17 protein-coding genes are annotated in these 16,709 nt (G+C 70.7%); 9 read left to right on the plus strand and 8 right to left on the minus strand.

The genetic code is table 11. The features are described 5' to 3' along the window. Positions 1-7: 7 nt before the first annotated feature. Positions 8-799, minus strand: a complete 792-nt coding sequence (locus ABFX54_RS11010; RefSeq protein ID WP_346103809.1) for a PaaX family transcriptional regulator — start codon at positions 797-799, stop codon at positions 8-10. A 107-nt stretch (positions 800-906) separates the two neighbouring features. On the opposite strand from ABFX54_RS11010, the gene ABFX54_RS11015 reads away from it, so the two are divergent. Genes ABFX54_RS11015 through ABFX54_RS11035 form a run of 5 tightly spaced genes read left to right on the plus strand, consistent with a single transcriptional unit; the run spans position 907 to position 5,352 of the window. Next, positions 907-2,100 (plus strand): ABC transporter substrate-binding protein, encoded by a 1,194-nt coding sequence (locus ABFX54_RS11015; protein ID WP_346103810.1) that lies wholly within the window; start codon positions 907-909, stop codon positions 2,098-2,100. A 3-nt stretch (positions 2,101-2,103) separates the two neighbouring features. Continuing rightward, a complete protein-coding gene (locus ABFX54_RS11020; protein WP_346103811.1) occupies positions 2,104-2,874 on the plus strand; it encodes an ABC transporter ATP-binding protein in 771 nt (256 codons plus the stop codon). Further along, the gene (locus ABFX54_RS11025) at positions 2,871-3,530 is read left to right on the plus strand and encodes an ABC transporter ATP-binding protein (RefSeq protein ID WP_346103813.1); all 660 of its coding nucleotides are present in this window, start codon (positions 2,871-2,873) and stop codon (positions 3,528-3,530) included. Before ABFX54_RS11020 ends, ABFX54_RS11025 begins: the two co-directional genes overlap by 4 nt. Then, positions 3,527-4,387 (plus strand): branched-chain amino acid ABC transporter permease, encoded by an 861-nt coding sequence (locus ABFX54_RS11030; RefSeq protein WP_346103815.1) that lies wholly within the window; start codon positions 3,527-3,529, stop codon positions 4,385-4,387. Before ABFX54_RS11025 ends, ABFX54_RS11030 begins: the two co-directional genes overlap by 4 nt. Then, positions 4,384-5,352 carry a branched-chain amino acid ABC transporter permease gene (locus ABFX54_RS11035; protein ID WP_346103816.1) on the plus strand — a complete coding sequence of 323 codons (969 nt, stop codon included), beginning with the start codon at positions 4,384-4,386 and terminating at the stop codon, positions 5,350-5,352. Before ABFX54_RS11030 ends, ABFX54_RS11035 begins: the two co-directional genes overlap by 4 nt. Here the strand turns inward: ABFX54_RS11035 and ABFX54_RS11040 are convergent. Next, positions 5,320-6,060, minus strand: a complete 741-nt coding sequence (locus tag ABFX54_RS11040) for a class I SAM-dependent methyltransferase (protein ID WP_346103818.1) — start codon at positions 6,058-6,060, stop codon at positions 5,320-5,322. The two genes, ABFX54_RS11035 and ABFX54_RS11040, sit on opposite strands and share 33 nt — an antisense overlap. 177 nt (positions 6,061-6,237) lie before the next feature. Between ABFX54_RS11040 and ABFX54_RS11045 the strand changes: the two genes are divergently transcribed. Further along, on the plus strand, positions 6,238-7,578 hold the full coding sequence (locus tag ABFX54_RS11045; RefSeq protein ID WP_346103819.1) for a COG1361 family protein: 1,341 nt from the start codon (positions 6,238-6,240) through the stop codon (positions 7,576-7,578). Positions 7,579-7,604: 26 nt separating this feature from the next. Here the strand turns inward: ABFX54_RS11045 and ABFX54_RS11050 are convergent, their stop codons facing one another. Beyond that, complete coding sequence (locus ABFX54_RS11050; protein ID WP_106236084.1) at positions 7,605-8,054, minus strand: Lrp/AsnC family transcriptional regulator; 450 nt, start codon at positions 8,052-8,054, stop codon at positions 7,605-7,607. A gap of 172 nt (positions 8,055-8,226) precedes the next feature. Between ABFX54_RS11050 and ABFX54_RS11055 the strand changes: the two genes are divergently transcribed. From ABFX54_RS11055 to ABFX54_RS11065, 3 genes are all read left to right on the plus strand, one after another. Next, positions 8,227-11,577 (plus strand): indolepyruvate ferredoxin oxidoreductase family protein, encoded by a 3,351-nt coding sequence (locus tag ABFX54_RS11055; protein WP_346103821.1) that lies wholly within the window; start codon positions 8,227-8,229, stop codon positions 11,575-11,577. Positions 11,578-11,719: 142 nt separating this feature from the next. After that, complete coding sequence (locus ABFX54_RS11060; protein WP_346103823.1) at positions 11,720-12,859, plus strand: acyl-CoA dehydrogenase family protein; 1,140 nt, start codon at positions 11,720-11,722, stop codon at positions 12,857-12,859. A gap of 269 nt (positions 12,860-13,128) precedes the next feature. Next, positions 13,129-13,908 carry a neutral zinc metallopeptidase gene (locus tag ABFX54_RS11065; RefSeq protein ID WP_346103825.1) on the plus strand — a complete coding sequence of 260 codons (780 nt, stop codon included), beginning with the start codon at positions 13,129-13,131 and terminating at the stop codon, positions 13,906-13,908. A gap of 164 nt (positions 13,909-14,072) precedes the next feature. Here the strand turns inward: ABFX54_RS11065 and ABFX54_RS11070 are convergent, their stop codons facing one another. From ABFX54_RS11070 to ABFX54_RS11090, 5 genes are all read right to left on the minus strand, one after another. Beyond that, positions 14,073-14,699: a hypothetical protein gene (locus ABFX54_RS11070; protein WP_346103827.1), complete on the minus strand. Its 627-nt coding sequence runs from the start codon at positions 14,697-14,699 to the stop codon at positions 14,073-14,075. After that, the gene (locus tag ABFX54_RS11075) at positions 14,696-14,863 is read right to left on the minus strand and encodes a hypothetical protein (RefSeq protein WP_346103829.1); all 168 of its coding nucleotides are present in this window, start codon (positions 14,861-14,863) and stop codon (positions 14,696-14,698) included. Before ABFX54_RS11075 ends, ABFX54_RS11070 begins: the two co-directional genes overlap by 4 nt. Positions 14,864-15,086: 223 nt before the next feature. Continuing rightward, positions 15,087-15,368, minus strand: a complete 282-nt coding sequence (locus tag ABFX54_RS11080) for an antibiotic biosynthesis monooxygenase family protein (protein WP_346103831.1) — start codon at positions 15,366-15,368, stop codon at positions 15,087-15,089. Beyond that, positions 15,365-15,532 (minus strand): antibiotic biosynthesis monooxygenase family protein, encoded by a 168-nt coding sequence (locus ABFX54_RS11085; RefSeq protein WP_346103832.1) that lies wholly within the window; start codon positions 15,530-15,532, stop codon positions 15,365-15,367. The genes ABFX54_RS11080 and ABFX54_RS11085 overlap by 4 nt, the downstream gene beginning before the upstream one ends. Before the next feature lie 49 nt (positions 15,533-15,581). Next, a complete protein-coding gene (locus ABFX54_RS11090) occupies positions 15,582-16,439 on the minus strand; it encodes an SDR family oxidoreductase (protein WP_346103834.1) in 858 nt (285 codons plus the stop codon). Between the last annotated feature and the right edge of the window lie 270 nt (positions 16,440-16,709).

Raw genomic sequence — 16,709 nt, forward strand, 5'->3', positions numbered from 1 at the left:
ATCGCTGTCACCGTTCTGCCCAAGTTTCATCGGGCACGGTGTCGAGGAGCCCCGCCACCACCCGCGCCGCCTCCGGCCGGAACCGCTCGTGCAGCGTGTGGCACACCCGCTGCGCCTTCTCGGCCGGCCAGTCGTGCGGCAGGTGCCGCAGCGGCAGCCGCGGATCGGTCCTGATGATCTCCAGCCAGTCGGTGAGCAGCGTCAGCGACCTGGCCAGGTCGTCGGGGGCGTCGGGCGCCGGATCGGCCTGGTCCCAGCGGCGCAGGAAGTCGCGATAGCGGGCGCCCAGCCCGGCCAGGTCGTAGGCGTCGGCGACCAGGGCCTGCATGTCCGTCGGCGAGCGCGGCTCGGCGGAGAAGACCCGGACGTTCGCGCCCAGGTCGTCGATCACGCCGGCCGCGTCCACCTCGCCGGGAGCGATCCACAGCCCGTTCCGCAGCGGGCCGAACCCGGCCCAGATCAGCCGGGAGCGCAGCTCGTGCCGCTGCCGCTGCCAGGACTCGGGCAGCGAGAAGCCGATCAGCGTCCACCGGTCCTCGTCGGCGTCGTTGACCACGCCGCTGTGCCAGATGCGCCGCTCGCCGTTCTTCAGCACCTCGGCGCTGGTCGGGGTGAGGCCGAAGTACATGCGCCGGCCCGATCGCTGCCGGCGCAGCAGGCCGCGCCGCACCATCCGGGTCAGCGTCGAGCGGGTGGCCTCCTCCGAGATGCCGACCCGGGCGAACGCCTCGATGAAACTGCCCGACGAGACACAGACCCCGCGGCCGTATACGTGGTCCCCGAGGAAGGTCAGAATCACCGACTGAGGCCTCATAACAGCTTGTCTCCCGAAATTCGGCACTCTATTGACAGCCGTAATGTACATGCCTACATTCGGGGCCACATCGCCCCGCCCAGGAGGTCCTGATGCGCCGGCTTCTCCCGTCCCTGGCCTGCCTGCTGCTGGCCGTGACCGCCTGCGGAGGAGGCGGAGGCGAGCAGGGCTCCGGCGCCGCCGACCCGATCAAGGTGGGCCTGCTCGTCTCCCTGACCGGCAACTACACCCCGCTCGGCAGCGAGGACAAGAAGGCCGTCGAGCTGGCGGTCGAGCAGGTCAACGCCCAGGGCGGGCTGCTGGGCCGCAAGGTCGAGCTGGTCACCCGCGACGACAAGACCGCCCCCGACCAGGGCATCGTGGCCTACAACCAGATCAAGGGCGAGATCGACGCGCTGATCGGCCCGGTGTTCTCCAACTCGGCGCTGGCGGTCGAGCCGCTCGCGCAGCGCGACAAGATGCCGTACCTGTCGCTGGCGCCGGCGCAGGAGCAGGTCGAGCCGATCAAGTCCTACATCTTCGTCACCCCCGCCCTGTCCAGCATGTACGCCGAGCGCTTCCTGCAGTACATCCAGGCCCAGGGCATCAAGACGATCGCGGTCGGCTGGGACTCCAAGAGCGCCTACTCGGTCTCCGGTCACAAGGCGATGGTGGCCCTGGCGGCCAAGTACGGCGTGACGATCGCCGTGGACGAGCCGTACGAGACGACCACCTCCGACTTCAGCCCCATGTTCACCCACGTGCGCGACTCCAAGGCCGAGGCCCTGGTGTTCTGGGGCTCGGGCGCGCCCGGCGTGACGGCGGCCAAGCAGTACGTGGCCTCCGGGCTGAAGACGCCGCTGTTCCTGACCGCGTCGCAGGCGAGCAAGCTGTGGCTGGAGCCGATGGGCGCCGCGGCCGAGGGCATGACCGTGCAGAGCGCCATCGGCGTGGTGGGCGACCACCTGCCGGAGGGCAAGCAGAAGCAGGTCATCGACCAGATGGCCAAGCCGTACCAGGAGAAACACGGCTATCCGCCCCCGCAGTTCGCCCAGGACGGCTACAGCGCCTCGCTGCTGCTGTTCGAGGCCATCAGGAAGGCGAACAGCACCGACAAGACCAAGATCCAGCAGGCGCTGGAGAGCATGGACCTGATCACGCCCAACGGCCGCTTCCGCTACTCCGCCACCGACCACTCCGGCCTGTCGCCCGAGTACATCTCGGTCAACACGGTGAAGAACGGCCAGTTCGTCCCGACGGAGTGGGCCAAGGAGCAGCTCACCAAGACCGTCAACGCGGCGGGGTGAGGTGTGCCGGACGAAAGCGCGCTCTCGGTCAGTGGGGTCTCCCGGAGCTTCGGGGGCGTCTACGCCGTCCGCGACGTCTCACTGAGCGTCGCGGACGGCGAAGTCTGCGGGGTGATCGGCCCGAACGGGGCCGGCAAGTCCACCCTGTTCAACCTGATCACCGGGCATCTGGCGGCCGACCACGGCCGGATCACGTTCCTCGGGCACCGGGTGGACCGGCTCGCGCCGCACCGGCGGGCCCGCCTCGGCATGTCGATCGTCTTCCAGGCGGCCCGCGTGTTCCGCGGCATGACGGTCAGGGAGAACGTCATGGTGGGCTCGCACGGGCGCACCAAGGCGGGGTTCGTCTCCGCGGCGCTGCGGCTGCCGCGGCACCGGCTCGCCGAGCGCGAGAACGCGGCCGAGGCCGACGCCGCGCTCGAACGCGTGGGGCTGGCCGAATGGGCGGACCGGCCCGCCGACCGGCTCCCGATCGGCCAGCAGCGGGCCCTGCAGCTGGCCCGCGCCCTGTGCGCCCGGCCCCGCCTGCTGCTGCTCGACGAGCCCGCCTCCGGGCTGCGCGGCGAGGAACGCGAACGGCTGGCGACGCTGGTGGAGGAGCTGCGGGCGAGCGGGCTGACGATCCTGCTGGTCGAGCACGACGTGGCGTTCGTGACCCGGCTCGCCGACCGCGTCGTGGTGCTCGACCTGGGCCAGGTGATCGCCGACGGCCCGCCCGCCGAGATCCGCGCCGATCCCCTGGTGCTGGCCGCCTACCTCGGACAGGCCTCATGATCGAGGTCCAGGACCTGGTGGTCTCGTACGGCACCGCGACCGCGCTCGACCACCTCACGCTCACGGTCGGCGACGGCGAGATGGTGGCCCTGCTCGGCCCGAACGGCGCCGGCAAGTCCACCCTGGCCAACACGCTGGCCGGCCTGATCACCCCCGCCTCGGGCACGGTGCGGATCGGCGGGCGGCTCGCGCTCATCCCCGAGGGCCGCCAGCTCTTCCCCGACCTGTCCGTCGCCGACAACCTCGCCCTCGGCGGCTGGCGCTCGGGCCTGCGCGACCCCTCCCCCGTCTACGAGCTGCTGCCCCGGCTGGCCGAGCTGGCGGGGCGGCGGGCGGGCGTGCTGTCCGGCGGCGAGCAGCAGATGGTGGCGTTCGGGCGGGCGATGATGTCGCGCCCCGAGGCGCTGGTGGTGGACGAGCTGTCGCTCGGGCTCGCCCCCAACGTCACCGCCGACCTGGCCGCGCACCTGGCCGAGCTGAACCGGTCCCAGGGGCTGACGGTGCTGCTCATCGAGCAGAACGCGCGGCTGGCGTTCGAGCTGTGCTCGCGGGCGTACGTGCTGGAGTCCGGGCGGCTGGTGACCGAGGGGCCTTGCGCCGAGCTGGCCGGGGACCCGCGAGTGGCGGCCGCTTATCTGGGCGGTGCGGTCACATGAGCGCTTTCCTGACGTATCTCCTCAACGGCCTGGCAGTCGGCTGCGCCATCGCCCTCATCGCCAGCGGCCTGGTCACCATCCACCGCGTCACGGGCGTGGTGAACTTCGCCCAGGGCACGTTCGCCGTCGTCGCAGGGCTCTGCACCTCCTCCCTGCTCGGGCTCGGCTTCCCGCACGGGCTGAGCGAGCTGGCCGCCGTGCTCGCGGCGGCGGTGGCGGGCCTGCTGACCGGGCTGGCCGCCATCGGCAAGCCCGGCACCACGCCGCTCGCCTCGCTGATCGTCACGCTCGGGGTGGGCGTGCTCGCGTACGCCGTGGAGATCGTCCTGTGGGGCGACCAGCCGCGCTCGGCCCCCGGGCTGGCCGGCTCGGTGACCGTCGCGGGGGCCCACATCCAGACGCAGCACCTGCTCGTCATCGGTGTCACGGCGGCCACGTTCGTGCTGCTCGCGCTCTTCTTCGGCCGCACCTACCTGGGCAAGGCGCTGACAGCGTGCGCCTCCAACCCCTACGCCGCCCGCGTCGTCGGCATCGACGTCCGCAAGATGGGGCTGCTGGCGTTCGCGCTGGGCGGGCTGCTCGGCGGCATCGCCGGGGTGCTGGTGACGCCGCTGCGGCCGATCTCGTTCGACACGGACGTGACGCTCATCGTCAACGGCTTCGCCGCCGCCGTCTTCGGCGCGCTCACCCGGCCGGTGATCGCGCTCTTCGGCGCGCTGCTGCTCGGCGTGGCCGAGACCATGGCCGCCGGGTACGGCTACGGCTCCCACCAGCTGGAGGTGGCGCTCGGCCTGATGATCATCGTCATGATCGTGCAGGCCGGTCGCCGCTCCGCCATCTCGGAGGAGACGGTATGACCAGGTATGTCAAACCGGCCGCCGTCCTCCTGGTCGCCGCCGTCACCCTCGTGCTCCCCGCGACGCTCGACGACAGCGCGCTGGCCGTCTACATCCTGCTCGGCCTGGCCGCCATCGTCACGGCCGGGGTCTCCCTGCTCATGGGATACGCCGGCCAGGTCTCGCTCGGGCAGGGCGCCTTCTACGCCATCGGCGCCTACACCGCCGCGCTCCTGTCGCTCGGCGGCGTGCCCCCGCTGGCCGGCCTGCTCGCCGCCCCCGTGGCCGCGGCCGTCTTCGCCCTCGTCATCGGCACGCCGCTGCTCCGCCTGCGCGGCCACCATCTGGCCTTCGCCACGCTCGCCATGCAGCTCATCCTGCTGTCGCTGGCCGGGCAGCTGGAGTTCACCGGCGGCGACATCGGGCTGCAGGCGATCCCGCAGTTCAGCGTGGGCTCGTTCGAGGCCGACGGGGCGGCGGCGTACGCGTACCTGACCTGGGCCGGGCTGGCGCTGGTCATGCTGATCACGCACAACGTGATCTCCTCCCGCCCCGGCCGCGCGCTGCGCGCGCTGGCCACCAGCGAGACGGCCGCCGCCTCCTCGGGCATCCCGGTGGGCCGCTACAAGCTGGTGGTCTTCGCCCTGTCCGCCACCTTCGCCGGGCTCGCCGGGGGCATCTACTGCTTCTACACCGGGTACGTCGCGCCCGGGTCCTTCCCCGTGCTCATCTCCATCCAGTACATCGTGATGGCGGTGGTCGGCGGGCTGGGGACGATCTGGGGCGCCGTCGTCGGGGCCACCGCGATCACCCTGCTGGTGCAGGGGCTGGACCGGCTGGCGTCGCTGCCGGGGATGCCGACGTACGCGCCGAGCGTGCTGTCGTACGCGGTGTACGCGCTGGTGCTCATCGTGGTGGTGCTCTTCATGCCGCGCGGCCTGGTGCCGGCCCTGTCACGCCGTCCGGACCGGAAGCCGCGCCGCTGAGCTCCTGACGCATCTCATGACGAGGAAGACGGGGTGCCTGGCCGCCTCCGGTCGGCGCGCCGCCCAGACCGGGTCCGGCTCGGGCTCGGCCAGCTCGTCCAGCCACAGCTCGTGGCGGCGGAACGTGTTGACGTACGTCGCCAGCGTCCGGTGGTTGGCGCCCACCTGTCGGCGCAGCGACGACTGCTCACCGTCGGCCCGCCACCAGCCCTCGGCCTGGTAGCTCGCGTGGGCGGGCCAGGAGCCCGAGACGCCGGGGCCGCCGGGGAAGCACGGGTGCAGGATCGAGCAGGCGAAGAGCCCTCCCGGGCGCAGCGCCGCAGCCGCGGCGGCGACCGCGCCGTCCAGATCGTCGATGTCGGACAGGCCGAAAGCGCACGCCACCGCGTCGAACGTGCCCAGCTCACGCAGCCGGCCGTCGGCGGTGACGTCGGCGTGCAGGTAACGCACGCCGAGCGGGGCCGCGCGCTCGGCGGCCTCGGCCTTGCCGATCAGGGCGGCCGAGATGTCGGCCCCCACGACCTCGGCGCCCCTGCGGGCCAGCTCGCGGCTGATCCGGCCGTGCCCGCAGGCGAGCTCCAGCACCCGGCGGCCCGCGATCGGCTCCAGGAGGGCCAGCAGGCGCAGTGAGGCCGGGTCGTCGATGGTGTCGCTCCAGCCGGACGCGTAGAAGTCGGCGATCTCGTCGTAACGCGCGACGCCCTCCATGGCTCTCACGGTACGCGTGCGGTCCCCGGCCGGAGGAGAGCTGTTCGTCCAGCGCTGAACCCGGCGGGCAAAGATCACGTCATGGGGGCGCATGATTGCGGTCTGACCGGCCTTTTGCCCGTCCGGAGGGAGGAGGATCGGCCCCGGGCCGAGCACGTACGACGTCGGGGGTAGGACATGGGCACGCCCAGATTCGGGGCGATCACCGCACTGGCCGCGCTGGCCGCCACTTTCTGGCCGGCCCCGGTCACAGCGGTGGCCCCACGGCCGCCCGCCCCCGTCGCCGACGACTCCCGGCCGCTCTGGCCTTCCGTCCGCGACCCGCGCGAACCTGGACCGTCCTCCATCCGCGAGCCGCGCCACCCTGGGCCGCCCTCGGCCCGTGACTCGCGGCGGGCCGGTGAGGCGGGGAACTCCGGGCGTTCTGCCGCCGACCTGGCCGTGCCACCGCCGCCGCCGGACAGGAACGCGATCCTGCGCGTCACCGACGTCCTCACCCCCGACCCCCCGATCGCCGGCGCGGCCGCCGTCTACGCCGTGACCGTGACGAACACCGGTGACCGCGACGCCGACGACGTCCTCGTCACCGGCCTGCTCGACCAGGACCTCGCCCTCGGCCTGCTCCCCGCCGACTGCTCCGCGACCGGCCACACCGTCGTCTGCGGCGGCTCCGGCCTGACGATCGCGCCTGGCCGCGAGATCACGTACGAGATCCCGGTCACGGCCGGCCCCGAGCTCCCCGACGGCACGAACCTCACCAACCGCGCCTACGTCACCTCCCCGAACGCGACCGCCGACGAGGCCCAGCTCATCGTCCAGGCGCGCTCCGTGGCCGAGGTCGAGATCGTCAAGCACGCCCCGGCCACGGCGCCCGCCGGCAACCACGTCGCCTACCGGCTGACGGTCGTCAACCACGGCCCGTCGCAGGCGGTGGACGTCACCGTGCAGGATCATCCCGGCGGCGACGGCGCCACGATCGGGGAGCGGCCCGCCGAATGCCCCGCCACGGGGCCGGCCCTCATCTGTCCGCTCGGCGAGCTGGCCCCGAACGAGCGCAGGACGTTCACCTACACCGTCATTCCGGGCATCTCCGGACTGATCGAGAGCTGCGCCACCGTGCACACCGGTGGGCGCGAGGAGAACACGGCGGACAACCGTTCCTGCGCCGGCACCGCCGTCATCGGCGCCGCGCCGTCACCGGACCCCACACCCCCCACCGGCGAAATCGCGGAGGAGGAGACGGGCGACGGGGCGGCGCGCGGCCGCGAGCACCATGATCGCGAGGAGCACAAGCAGGCCGGGCCGATCGGGTCCGAGATCGCCGAAGGCCAGGGCGAGCCGATGGCCCCCGCCGCCGGTGCCGAGGTGCCGCCCCCCGCGCACCACCGGACCCAGTCCCTCCCTCTGACCGGCGCGTCGCTCTGGATGCTCGGCCTGGGCGTCGCCGTGCTGCTCGCGATCGGCCTGCTCGTACGCTCGTTCTCCCGCCGCGACCCGCACCCCGGGCGAACCCGCTGACCTGCTCAGGGCACCTCACGGAGCTCTCAGGGGACCGGCGCGTCCCTGGTCCACGAACCGAGCACCAGCAGCGTCTTCGTCCCCGTGACGTCCCCGGCCCGGCGCAGCCGGTCGATGACCTTCTGCAGGTGCCCCAGGTCCCGCACCCGTACGTGGATCAGCGCGTCCGGATCACCGGCGATGGTGAAGACGGCCTGCACCTCGGCCACGTCCGCCGCGGTGCGGATGATCTCGCTGACCGGCGTCGTGCCCGGATAGCGCAGCTCGGTGAACGCCTCGATCCCCCACCCGAGCTTGGCGTAGTCGATCTGCACCGAGAAGCCGGTGATCACCCCGAGCTCGCGCAGCCGGTCCACCCGCCGCTTGACCGCCGCCACCGACAGCCCGATCCGCTCGGCCATCTCGGAGAACGTCCTGCGCCCGTCCTCCCGCAGCAGCCGCAGCACATGGTGATCGATCTCGTCGATCTCAGGCACGGAGAACGCCTCCTTCGGGCGCAAACAAATCGAGCCGGACACCCCGTCAGCTCATATTGTTTGCGTTTTCGACCTACTTTCTCATCTAATACTTGCGCACATCCTGCCCGGGTTGCTGTGCTGAGAATCTCACGTAAGCGCCCAGCACGTACGACAGCCAGGAGGTTCGAGCGTGAGCGAGACTCCCGCCCCCGTATCGCTCGACGACAAGTACACCTCGTCCGACGGCCGGGTGCTCATCTCCGGCATCCAGGCCCTGATCCGCCTGACGCTGGAGCAGCGCCGCCTCGACGAGGCCCGCGGGCTGGACACCCGCGTGTTCGTCTCCGGCTACCAGGGCTCGCCGCTGGCGGGCGTCGACCTGGAGATGGGCCGGGCGAAGCCGTACCTGGACGAGGCGGGCGTGGTGTTCCAGGCCGGGCTGAACGAGGAGCTGGCCGCCACTGCGGTGGCCGGCACCCAGCTGCTCGGCCAGGTCCCCGGCCGCAGGCACCAGGGCGTCACCGGCTTCTGGTACGGCAAGAACCCCGGCCTCGACCGCGCCGCCGACGCCATCAGGCACGCCAACGTGGCCGGCACCGCGCCGCTCGGCGGCGCGGTGGCGTGGATCGGAGACGACCCCGGCTGCAAGTCCTCCACGCTGCCCAGCTCGTGCGAGCCCATGTGCCAGAGCCTGTCGCTGCCGCTGCTCGCGCCCTCCTCCGTGACCGAGATCATCGAGTACGGGCTGCACGCGGTGGCCATGTCGCGGGCCACCGGCCTGTGGGTGGGCCTGAAGATCGTCGCGGACATCGCCGACGCCTCGGCCACCGTCGACCTCGGCCCGCTGCGCGCCGGCATCCCCGTTCCCGGGCAGGAGTCCAGGGGCCCCTCCCCCATCCTGCTCGGCGCCGCCGCCCTGGACGCCGAGCACGACCTGCTCACCCGCCGCCTCGACCTGGCCCGCGCCTACGCCCGCGCGCACGGCCTCAACCGGATCATGTCCGGCGCCGGCAACACCACCCTGGGCGTTCTGGCCTCGGGCGCCACGTACGCCATCGTCGAGCGGGCGCTGTCCGACCTCGGCCTCGACGAGGCGGCCCGCGACGAGCTGGGCCTGCGCCTGATCAGGCTGGCGATGCCGTTCCCGATCGACGCCGCCGAGCTGGCCGCCATGACCTCCGGCCTGGACAAGGTACTGGTGGTCGAGGACAAGGTGCCGTTCCTGGAAGGGCAGCTCAAGCAGGCCCTGTACGGCGGCGAGCGCGCCCCCGCCGTCGTGGGCCGCGAGCTGCTGACCGCCAGGGGCACGCTCAGCGCCGAGGACGTGGCCAAGGCCATCGCCACCTGCCTCGGTCTCACTCCTCCGCGCCGGGAACGCCGGCGCGGCCTGCTCCCGGTCGTCGCCGCCCGCACCCCGTACTTCTGCTCCGGCTGCCCGCACAACACCTCCACCCGCACCGCGGACGACACGCTGGTAGGCGTCGGCATCGGCTGCCACGCGATGATCGCGCTGGACGGGCACGGGCGCGGCACCCAGGTCGGCATCACCCAGATGGGCGGCGAGGGCGCCCAGTGGATCGGGCTGGCGCCGTTCACCGAGGACCGGCATTTCGTGCAGAACATCGGCGACGGCACCTACCACCACTCCGGCTCCCTGGCGATCAGGGCCGCCGTCGCGGCGGGGGTGACGATGACGTACAAACTGCTCTACAACGACGCCGTGGCCATGACCGGCGGGCAGCGCGCCGAGGGGCGGCTGGACGTGCCCGCGCTCGCCGAGGAGCTGGCCGTCGAGGGCGTCCGCAAGATCGTGATCACCACGCCCGAGCCGGAGACGTACCGCGGGGTGCGGCTCGCGCCGATCGCCTCCGTACGGCACCGCGACGACCTGCCCGAGGTCGAGAAGGAGCTGGCCGCGGCCGGCGGCGTGACCGTGCTCATCCACGACGACCGCTGCGCCGCCGAGGAGCGGCGGCTGCGCAAGCGCGGCAAAGTGCCCGTGGCCGCCGAGAAGGTGCTGATCAACGAGCGGGTCTGTGAGGGCTGCGGCGACTGCGGGGACGTCTCGACGTGCCTGTCCGTGCAGCCGGTCGAGACCGAGTACGGCCGCAAGACCCGCATCCATCAGGCGTCCTGCAACACTGATTTGAGCTGCCTCAAGGGCGACTGCCCTTCGTTCCTCCTGATCGAACCGGGCACCAGCAAGCCGCGGCCGACCCCGCCACCCCTCCCCGTCGAGCTCACCGACCCCGTGACCCAGCATGGGGACGAGGTACTGGTCAGAATGCCCGGCATCGGCGGCACCGGCGTCGTCACCGTCTCCCAGATCCTGCAGATGGCCGCCCATCTCGACGGCCTGCACGCCGCCGGGATCGAACAGACCGGGCTCGCGCAGAAGGGCGGCCCCGTGGTCAGCGACGTGCGGCTCTCCAAGCGCCCGCTTGTCGGCTCCGTACGCGCCTCGCGGGGGGGCGCCGACGTGATCATCGGCTTCGACGTGCTCGGCGCGGCCGCCGACGCCACCCTCGCCGTGGCCTCCCCCGAACGCACCGTCGCCGTGCTCGACACCGCCGTCGTCCCCACCGCCGCCATGGTGACCGGCCGCGTGCCGGTGCCGGGCCACGCCGACGCGGTCACGCGGGTGGCCTCGGCCACCAAGGAGCAGCTCTGCGTGGACGCCCACGCCCTGTCCGAGGCGCTGTTCGGCGACCACATGCCGGCCAACCTGCTGCTGCTCGGGGCCGCGTACCAGCGAGGCTGCCTGCCCGTCGGCGCCGACGCGATCGAGCGTGCCATCACCCTCAACCGGGCCTCTGTCGAGCAGAACCTGGCCGCCTTCCGCTGGGGGCGGGCCGCCGTGGCCGACCCGGAGGCCGTCCGCCGGGCGGCGCTGCCCGGCTCGGAGCCGGAGGCGCCCCAGGAGCTGGAGGAGCTCGTGGCCACCCGGGTCGCCGACCTGACGGGCTACCAGAACGCGACCTACGCCCGTACGTACGCCGGCGACGTCCGCCACGTGACCGCGCTGGCCGTCGAACGCGCGGGCGCCGAGCCCGGCGCCGCCATCGCCACGGCCTACGCCCGCGGCCTGCACAAACTGATGGCCTACAAGGACGAGTACGAGGTCGCGCGCCTCCACCTCGACCCCGCCGAGGTCGCGCGGCGCGAGCGCGAGTTCGGCGCGGACGCCGTCGTGTCGGTGCTGCTGCACCCGCCGGTGCTGCGCGCGATGGGCATGAAGCGTAAGATCCGCCTGCGCCGCTCGGCCGGCGTCCTGTTCCGCGGCCTGCGGGCGGCGCGGGTGCTGCGCGGAACCGCGTTCGACGTATTCGGCCGCGCGGAGGTGCGGCGGGTCGAACGCGAACTGGTCACCGAGTACCGCACCATGATCCACACCGCCCTGACCCGTCTCAACCCCGGCAACGCGGCGGCGGTCGAGGAACTCGCGGGGCTGCCGGAGCTGATCCGGGGGTACGAGGACATCAAGCTCGCCCGCGTGGCGGAGTTCCGCGACCGCGCGAAGAAGACTCTGGAAACCCTGTGAGGCCCCAGCGCACGGACGAAGACCAGCCATCAGTCCAGAACGACTAGCTTCCCCAAGAGACCAGAACAGTTGCCCTTCAACCAGAACAGTTGACGTTTCACCTCAGAACAGGTGACATTGACCGCCACCAGGAGCTCGAACAGTGACAGTTGACCGGCTGCTGCCCTCCCAGGACGCCAAGGACCTCATCGACCTGACCAGGGAGATCGCCGACAAGGAACTGGCGCGCCGGGTGGACGAGCACGAACGGGCGGAGACGTACCCCGAGGGCCTGTTCGCCACGCTGGGCGCGGCGGGCCTGCTCGGCCTGCCCTACCCGGAGGAGCACGGCGGGGGCGGGCAGCCGTACGAGGTGTACCTCCAGGTCATCGAGGAGCTGGCGATGCGCTGGGCCGCCGTCGCGGTGGCGACCAGCGTGCACACGCTGGCCTGCTTCCCGGTGGCGACGTACGGCACGCCCGAGCAGCAGGAACGCTGGCTGCCCGACCTCCTGGCCGGCCGCCTCATCGGCGGCTACAGCCTCTCGGAGCCCCAGGCCGGCTCCGACGCCGGCGCGCTGACCTGCAAGGCGGAACGGGTCGAGAGCGGTTACCGGATCACCGGCAACAAGGCGTGGATCACCCATGGCGGCATCGCCGACTTCTACGCCCTGTTCGCCCGCACGGGCGAGGGCTCCCGTGGCATCTCCTGCTTCCTCGCCCCGGGTGCCGCCGACGGCCTGACGTTCGGCCGCCCGGAGGAGAAGATGGGCCTGCACGCCATCCCCACGACCAGCGCCCACTGGGACGGGGCCATCCTGGACGCCGACCGCCTGATCGGCGAGGAGGGCCAGGGCCTGCAGATCGCGTTCAGCGCCCTCGACTCGGGCCGCCTCGGCATCGCCGCCTGCGCGACCGGCCTGGCCCAGGCGGCCCTGGACGAGGCGGTGGCGTACGCGAAGGAACGCCAGACGTTCGGCAAGAAGATCATCGACCACCAGGGCCTCGGCTTCCTCCTGGCCGACATGGCCGCCGGCGTCGACACTGCCCGCGCCACCTACCTGGACGCGGCCCGCCGCCGTGACGCCGGCCTCCCGTACAGCCGCCAGGCCAGCGTCGCGAAACTGGTGGCCACGGACACGGCGATGAAGGTGACGACGGACGCGGTGCAGGTTTTGGGTGGGTACGGGTACACGCGGGAGTTCCGGGTGGAGCGGTACATGCGCGAGGCCAAGATCATGCAGATCTTCGAGGGCACCAACCAGATCCAGCGCTTGGTGATCAGCCGTCACCTGGCCAAGTGATTCATCAACGGCGTTTCCGTAGGTGAATGCGTACACACGAATGAACGCGCCCCCTGCTCTGTTGACAGCGCTGGGGTCGCGTTCCGGCTCCTGACGGAACCCCTGCGACCCAAGCTCGGATCCGACCGTCGACGTCCAGCGATACTGGAAGGCGTCCAGGCGTAGGAACACGTCAAGCCCGGATTGCGCCTGCGTCGCAGCACACGGAGATGCGCCTCTTCGCGAGGGGTTCGGCTGAGTGGCAACCCCCCATCCCTAAGATGCCGATCATGCGTCTTACCAGCCTCATCGCCGCATCCGCGATCATTTGCCTGGTGTTATCCGGTATCGCACGGCCGGCATCCGCGTACCCCATAAACGATCAGATACTTACGGCGAACACGCTGTACCGCACGGGCAAACTGCCCCAGGACAAGTGCCCGGAACGCGCGATCGAGCCGAACGACATCGCCGCTGCCAAGCGGTACCTGACCGCAGTGGTGACCTGTCTCAACCGGTCGTGGGGCGCCCACTTCAAACAAGCGGGACTGCCCTTCGCCGAGGCCAAGATCGGATTCATCGCCAAGCCACGCAAGTATTGCGGAGTCCCCTGGGGTGAGGCCGTGGCCAGGTACTGCGGCGCCGAGCGGCGCCTGCTCGTGCAACTGAAGCGCTCCATACTGGATGATCCCTCCGACCTGTTCCTGTTCGCGCTGGCTGCCCACGAGTACGGGCACCACGTGCAGAACCTCACCGGCATCCGGGACGCTTTCGATCGCCACGCTTACCGGAACAAGAGCGAACTGGACCAGCAAAGCCGCCGCAAAGAGCTGCAAGCGGAGTGCCTGGGTGGAGTGTTCATCGGCAGCGTCTGGGACTCCCTGAGGGGACGCGGCAAAGATGACTGGAAGATCTTGGTGAAGCTCGCACGGCTTAGCGGGGACGAAGGATTCCGGGTCCGCTCCCACGGCAAGGGGCGCAACATCGCCTCTTGGCTCGACAAGGGCTTTCGCGCCAGGTCCCCGCAAGCCTGCAACACATGGACGGCCTCCTCGTCCAGCGTCTCTTGACCCTTCATCAAGCCCTCGACGGAACCGCATTTGGCCGACGACCTACCTCCTACGCAGGGTCCGCCGTGCTACGGCCGTCAGGAAGCGAGGTTTCGCTGTCTTCGGACTGGATCCTGAATGAGCAGTGTCCACTCCGAAGATAGCCTCCGCCTAAAGCCGTGCGATCAGGCGTCTGTCAGCCGCCGCCGTTTGCCGTGCCGCAGTTGCTCGCCCAGCGCCCTCAGCCTGTCCAGGCTGCCCTCCCCTGGATCGCTCGCGGCCACGTCGAACAGGTAAGACTTGAACAGTGCTTCAGCGTCGCCCGACATGTGAAGCTGAGTGAGCGTTTCATCACAGAAAAGTGCCGCATGACGCGTACTGACATCGTCACCAGAAGCGGCCAACCCCTTCTCCGCCTCGTTCAGCAGCTTTCCGACTGCCTGGTGCGACATCCCCAGCAGGTAACCGATATCGCGGTGAACATAACCTCTTCGCGCCAGATCAGCCACCGTCGTCTGCGTCGCCTCGGCGGCCTTCTGCCTGACGAGGGTCGCCGCGAGGCGGGTAACCAGCGTGGCCTCCAGTTCTGCGGCCACTTCGTCGTCGGCCACGGTCAACTCGAACTCGGCGCCGATCTCAGAGAGGTCCACATCCAGCATGGTGACCACCAGGTCGCGCGCCATCTCCTCAGCCTGCTCCAAACGCTTCACCTGGGTGTGGTAACTCCGCCTGAGGCCGGGTCCGGAGACGGTCAAAGCCCACCAGCCATCACTCCTGCTGGCGGTGATGGTGTAAGTCTGGCGCTTGTTCACTGCTCCCCCTGCTCCTTCGCGGCCTCAGCAAGGATGTTCTCCCAGTTCTCCAGGATTCCTCTCGCCGTACGCTCGTTGACCTCCGAATGGCGAGGCACAGGCATCGCCTCCGAGCCGGCATACCACTTGGTGTGGTTACCGCCCTCGGTTGAACGAACGGACACGCCATACTCCTTGGCTAGTTTGCGCATCCGTCGCTCCAGATCCCGCTTCCTCATCATCACTTTAGGCTATCGAGGTTGCCGCAATCAAGGCAACTTAGGTTTCAGGATGAGTGCCGTGCTCGCGCGGCGGGCCAGGGATAGTGGTGATGGCCGGGCTCGTGGATCAACCGGTCAGAACGTGGCCCCAGCCCAGGCGTGTGACTGTGGTCGTTCGGGGTCGTGGTCAGCCGGCGTTGGCCGGTGGGGTGGCGTGGCCGGCGTATTCGGGGAGTTCGGCGACCAGGATGGCGATGTCGGGGACGGTGGCGTAGCGGCGGCGTGGCGGCGGCGTGGCGGCGGCGTGGCGGCGGTGGATTTCGGCGATCTTGGTGCCGATCTCCGGGTCCGGGTCGTCGGTGATGTCGAACGAGGCGAACCTGTCGACCAGCGGCAGCCCGTTGCGGTCCACCTCGAGGTGGGCCGGGTGGTTCATCATCTCCGCGTAGCCTTCGAGGTCCTCGATCACGAGATGGCGCCGTATTCATAGTCCCCGCCGAAGTCGGGGCCGACGACGTGTGACTTGATGGCCGGGATGGCTCGGGCGGCCTCGCGCACGCTTTCCAGGGCCGCCTGCCGGTCCGCCTCCGAGACGCCGGGCTCGGGGGTGAAACGGATGCAGTGGTAGATCATCGAGCCTTTCCTTGCGGCTGGTGCCGGTCCTGGGTGCCGGTCGCGGGCGTCACGCCGGGCGGAACGCGGGGGCGAAGTCGCGGGCGAAGTCGGTGATGTCGCGCGCGGGGCGTCCGGTGAGATCGGGTACGGACGTGTGCACCTCGGCGGCCTCGCCCCTGGCGTAGTGGGCGTAGTCCTCGACCAGGCCGTCGAGCTGCCAGGGCGGAAGGATCCCGGTCAGCGCGGCGGTGAACTGGTCGGCGGATGTGTCATGGAAGGCGATGTCCCGTCCGGTGGCCGCGGAGAGCGCCTGGGCGATCTGGCCGTGGGTCACGGCGCGGGGCCCGGTCAGGGTGTAGATCCGGCCGGTGTGCCCCGTACCGGTCAGGACGACCGCGGCCGTGTCCGCGATGTCCCTGGTGTCGATCGCGCTGACGGCGGCGTCGCCGATGGGCGCGCCGAACCAGCCCTGCGCGATGGTGCCGGCGAATCCGAGCAGTGCCTGCAGATAGAGGTTGGGGCGCAGCACGGTGTGGTCGAGGCCGATCCGCTGGAGGTGTGCTTCGACTTCGGCGTGCCAGCGCAGGAACCGCACCGGCGAGTCGGCGCGGGCCGCGTACTGGGAGAGCAGCACGAGCCGGTTCAGGCCCGCGTCGCGGGCGGCGTCGGCGAACAGGATCTGGAGGGCGGCGGCGTCCGGCGCGGAGGGGCTGTTGAGGAACGCCGCGTCGACGCCTTTCAGCGCGGCGGTGACCGATGCCCGGTCGCGCAGGTCGGCGACGACGTTCTGGACGCCGGGGATCGGACGGCCGGGGTTGCGGATCATGGCACGGACGGTGGCGCCGCGAGACCGCAGGGCGGGGATCAAGGCGGATCCGACGGTTCCGGTCGCTCCGGTGACGAGGACGGTGGGGCTGTTCATCATGGTGTTCCTTTCTGGGGTTTTCGTCGGGGTCTGTCCTCGGCAGGGTTGTGATGCCGGGTCAGCGCGTCCTCGGCGGGGGTAGTGGTCTCGAGATCACTGCTCCGTTTGGTGATAGCTTCTAACTTCACTGAGCATCTATTACAACTGCGTGCTATGTCAAGAGATGCTTGAAGTGCTTGCCGTACGTGGAAGATCCGTCGCGGACGCGGCATGGACGGCATCGAGGCCGGGATGGTCGGCCTGATCCGCTCTCTCAGTGATGCACCGAGC

Origin of the sequence: Nonomuraea maheshkhaliensis (assembly GCF_039529435.1) — a bacterium.
Classification (GTDB): Bacteria; Actinomycetota; Actinomycetes; order Streptosporangiales; family Streptosporangiaceae; genus Nonomuraea; species Nonomuraea maheshkhaliensis.

Bases quoted from the DNA above. Each gene is read 5' to 3' on its own strand.
- ABFX54_RS11015 (WP_346103810.1), top strand. From the start codon at position 907: ATGCGCCGGCTTCTCCCGTCCCTGGCCTGCCTGCTGCTGGCCGTGACC.
- ABFX54_RS11025 (WP_346103813.1), top strand. From the start codon at position 2,871: ATGATCGAGGTCCAGGACCTGGTGGTCTCGTACGGCACCGCGACCGCG.
- ABFX54_RS11030 (WP_346103815.1), top strand. From the start codon at position 3,527: ATGAGCGCTTTCCTGACGTATCTCCTCAACGGCCTGGCAGTCGGCTGC.
- ABFX54_RS11035 (WP_346103816.1), top strand. From the start codon at position 4,384: ATGACCAGGTATGTCAAACCGGCCGCCGTCCTCCTGGTCGCCGCCGTC.
- ABFX54_RS11040 (WP_346103818.1), bottom strand. From the start codon at position 6,060: ATGGAGGGCGTCGCGCGTTACGACGAGATCGCCGACTTCTACGCGTCC.
- ABFX54_RS11045 (WP_346103819.1), top strand. From the start codon at position 6,238: ATGGGCACGCCCAGATTCGGGGCGATCACCGCACTGGCCGCGCTGGCC.
- ABFX54_RS11065 (WP_346103825.1), top strand. From the start codon at position 13,129: ATGCGTCTTACCAGCCTCATCGCCGCATCCGCGATCATTTGCCTGGTG.
- ABFX54_RS11085 (WP_346103832.1), bottom strand. From the start codon at position 15,532: ATGATCTACCACTGCATCCGTTTCACCCCCGAGCCCGGCGTCTCGGAG.
- ABFX54_RS11090 (WP_346103834.1), bottom strand. From the start codon at position 16,439: ATGATGAACAGCCCCACCGTCCTCGTCACCGGAGCGACCGGAACCGTC.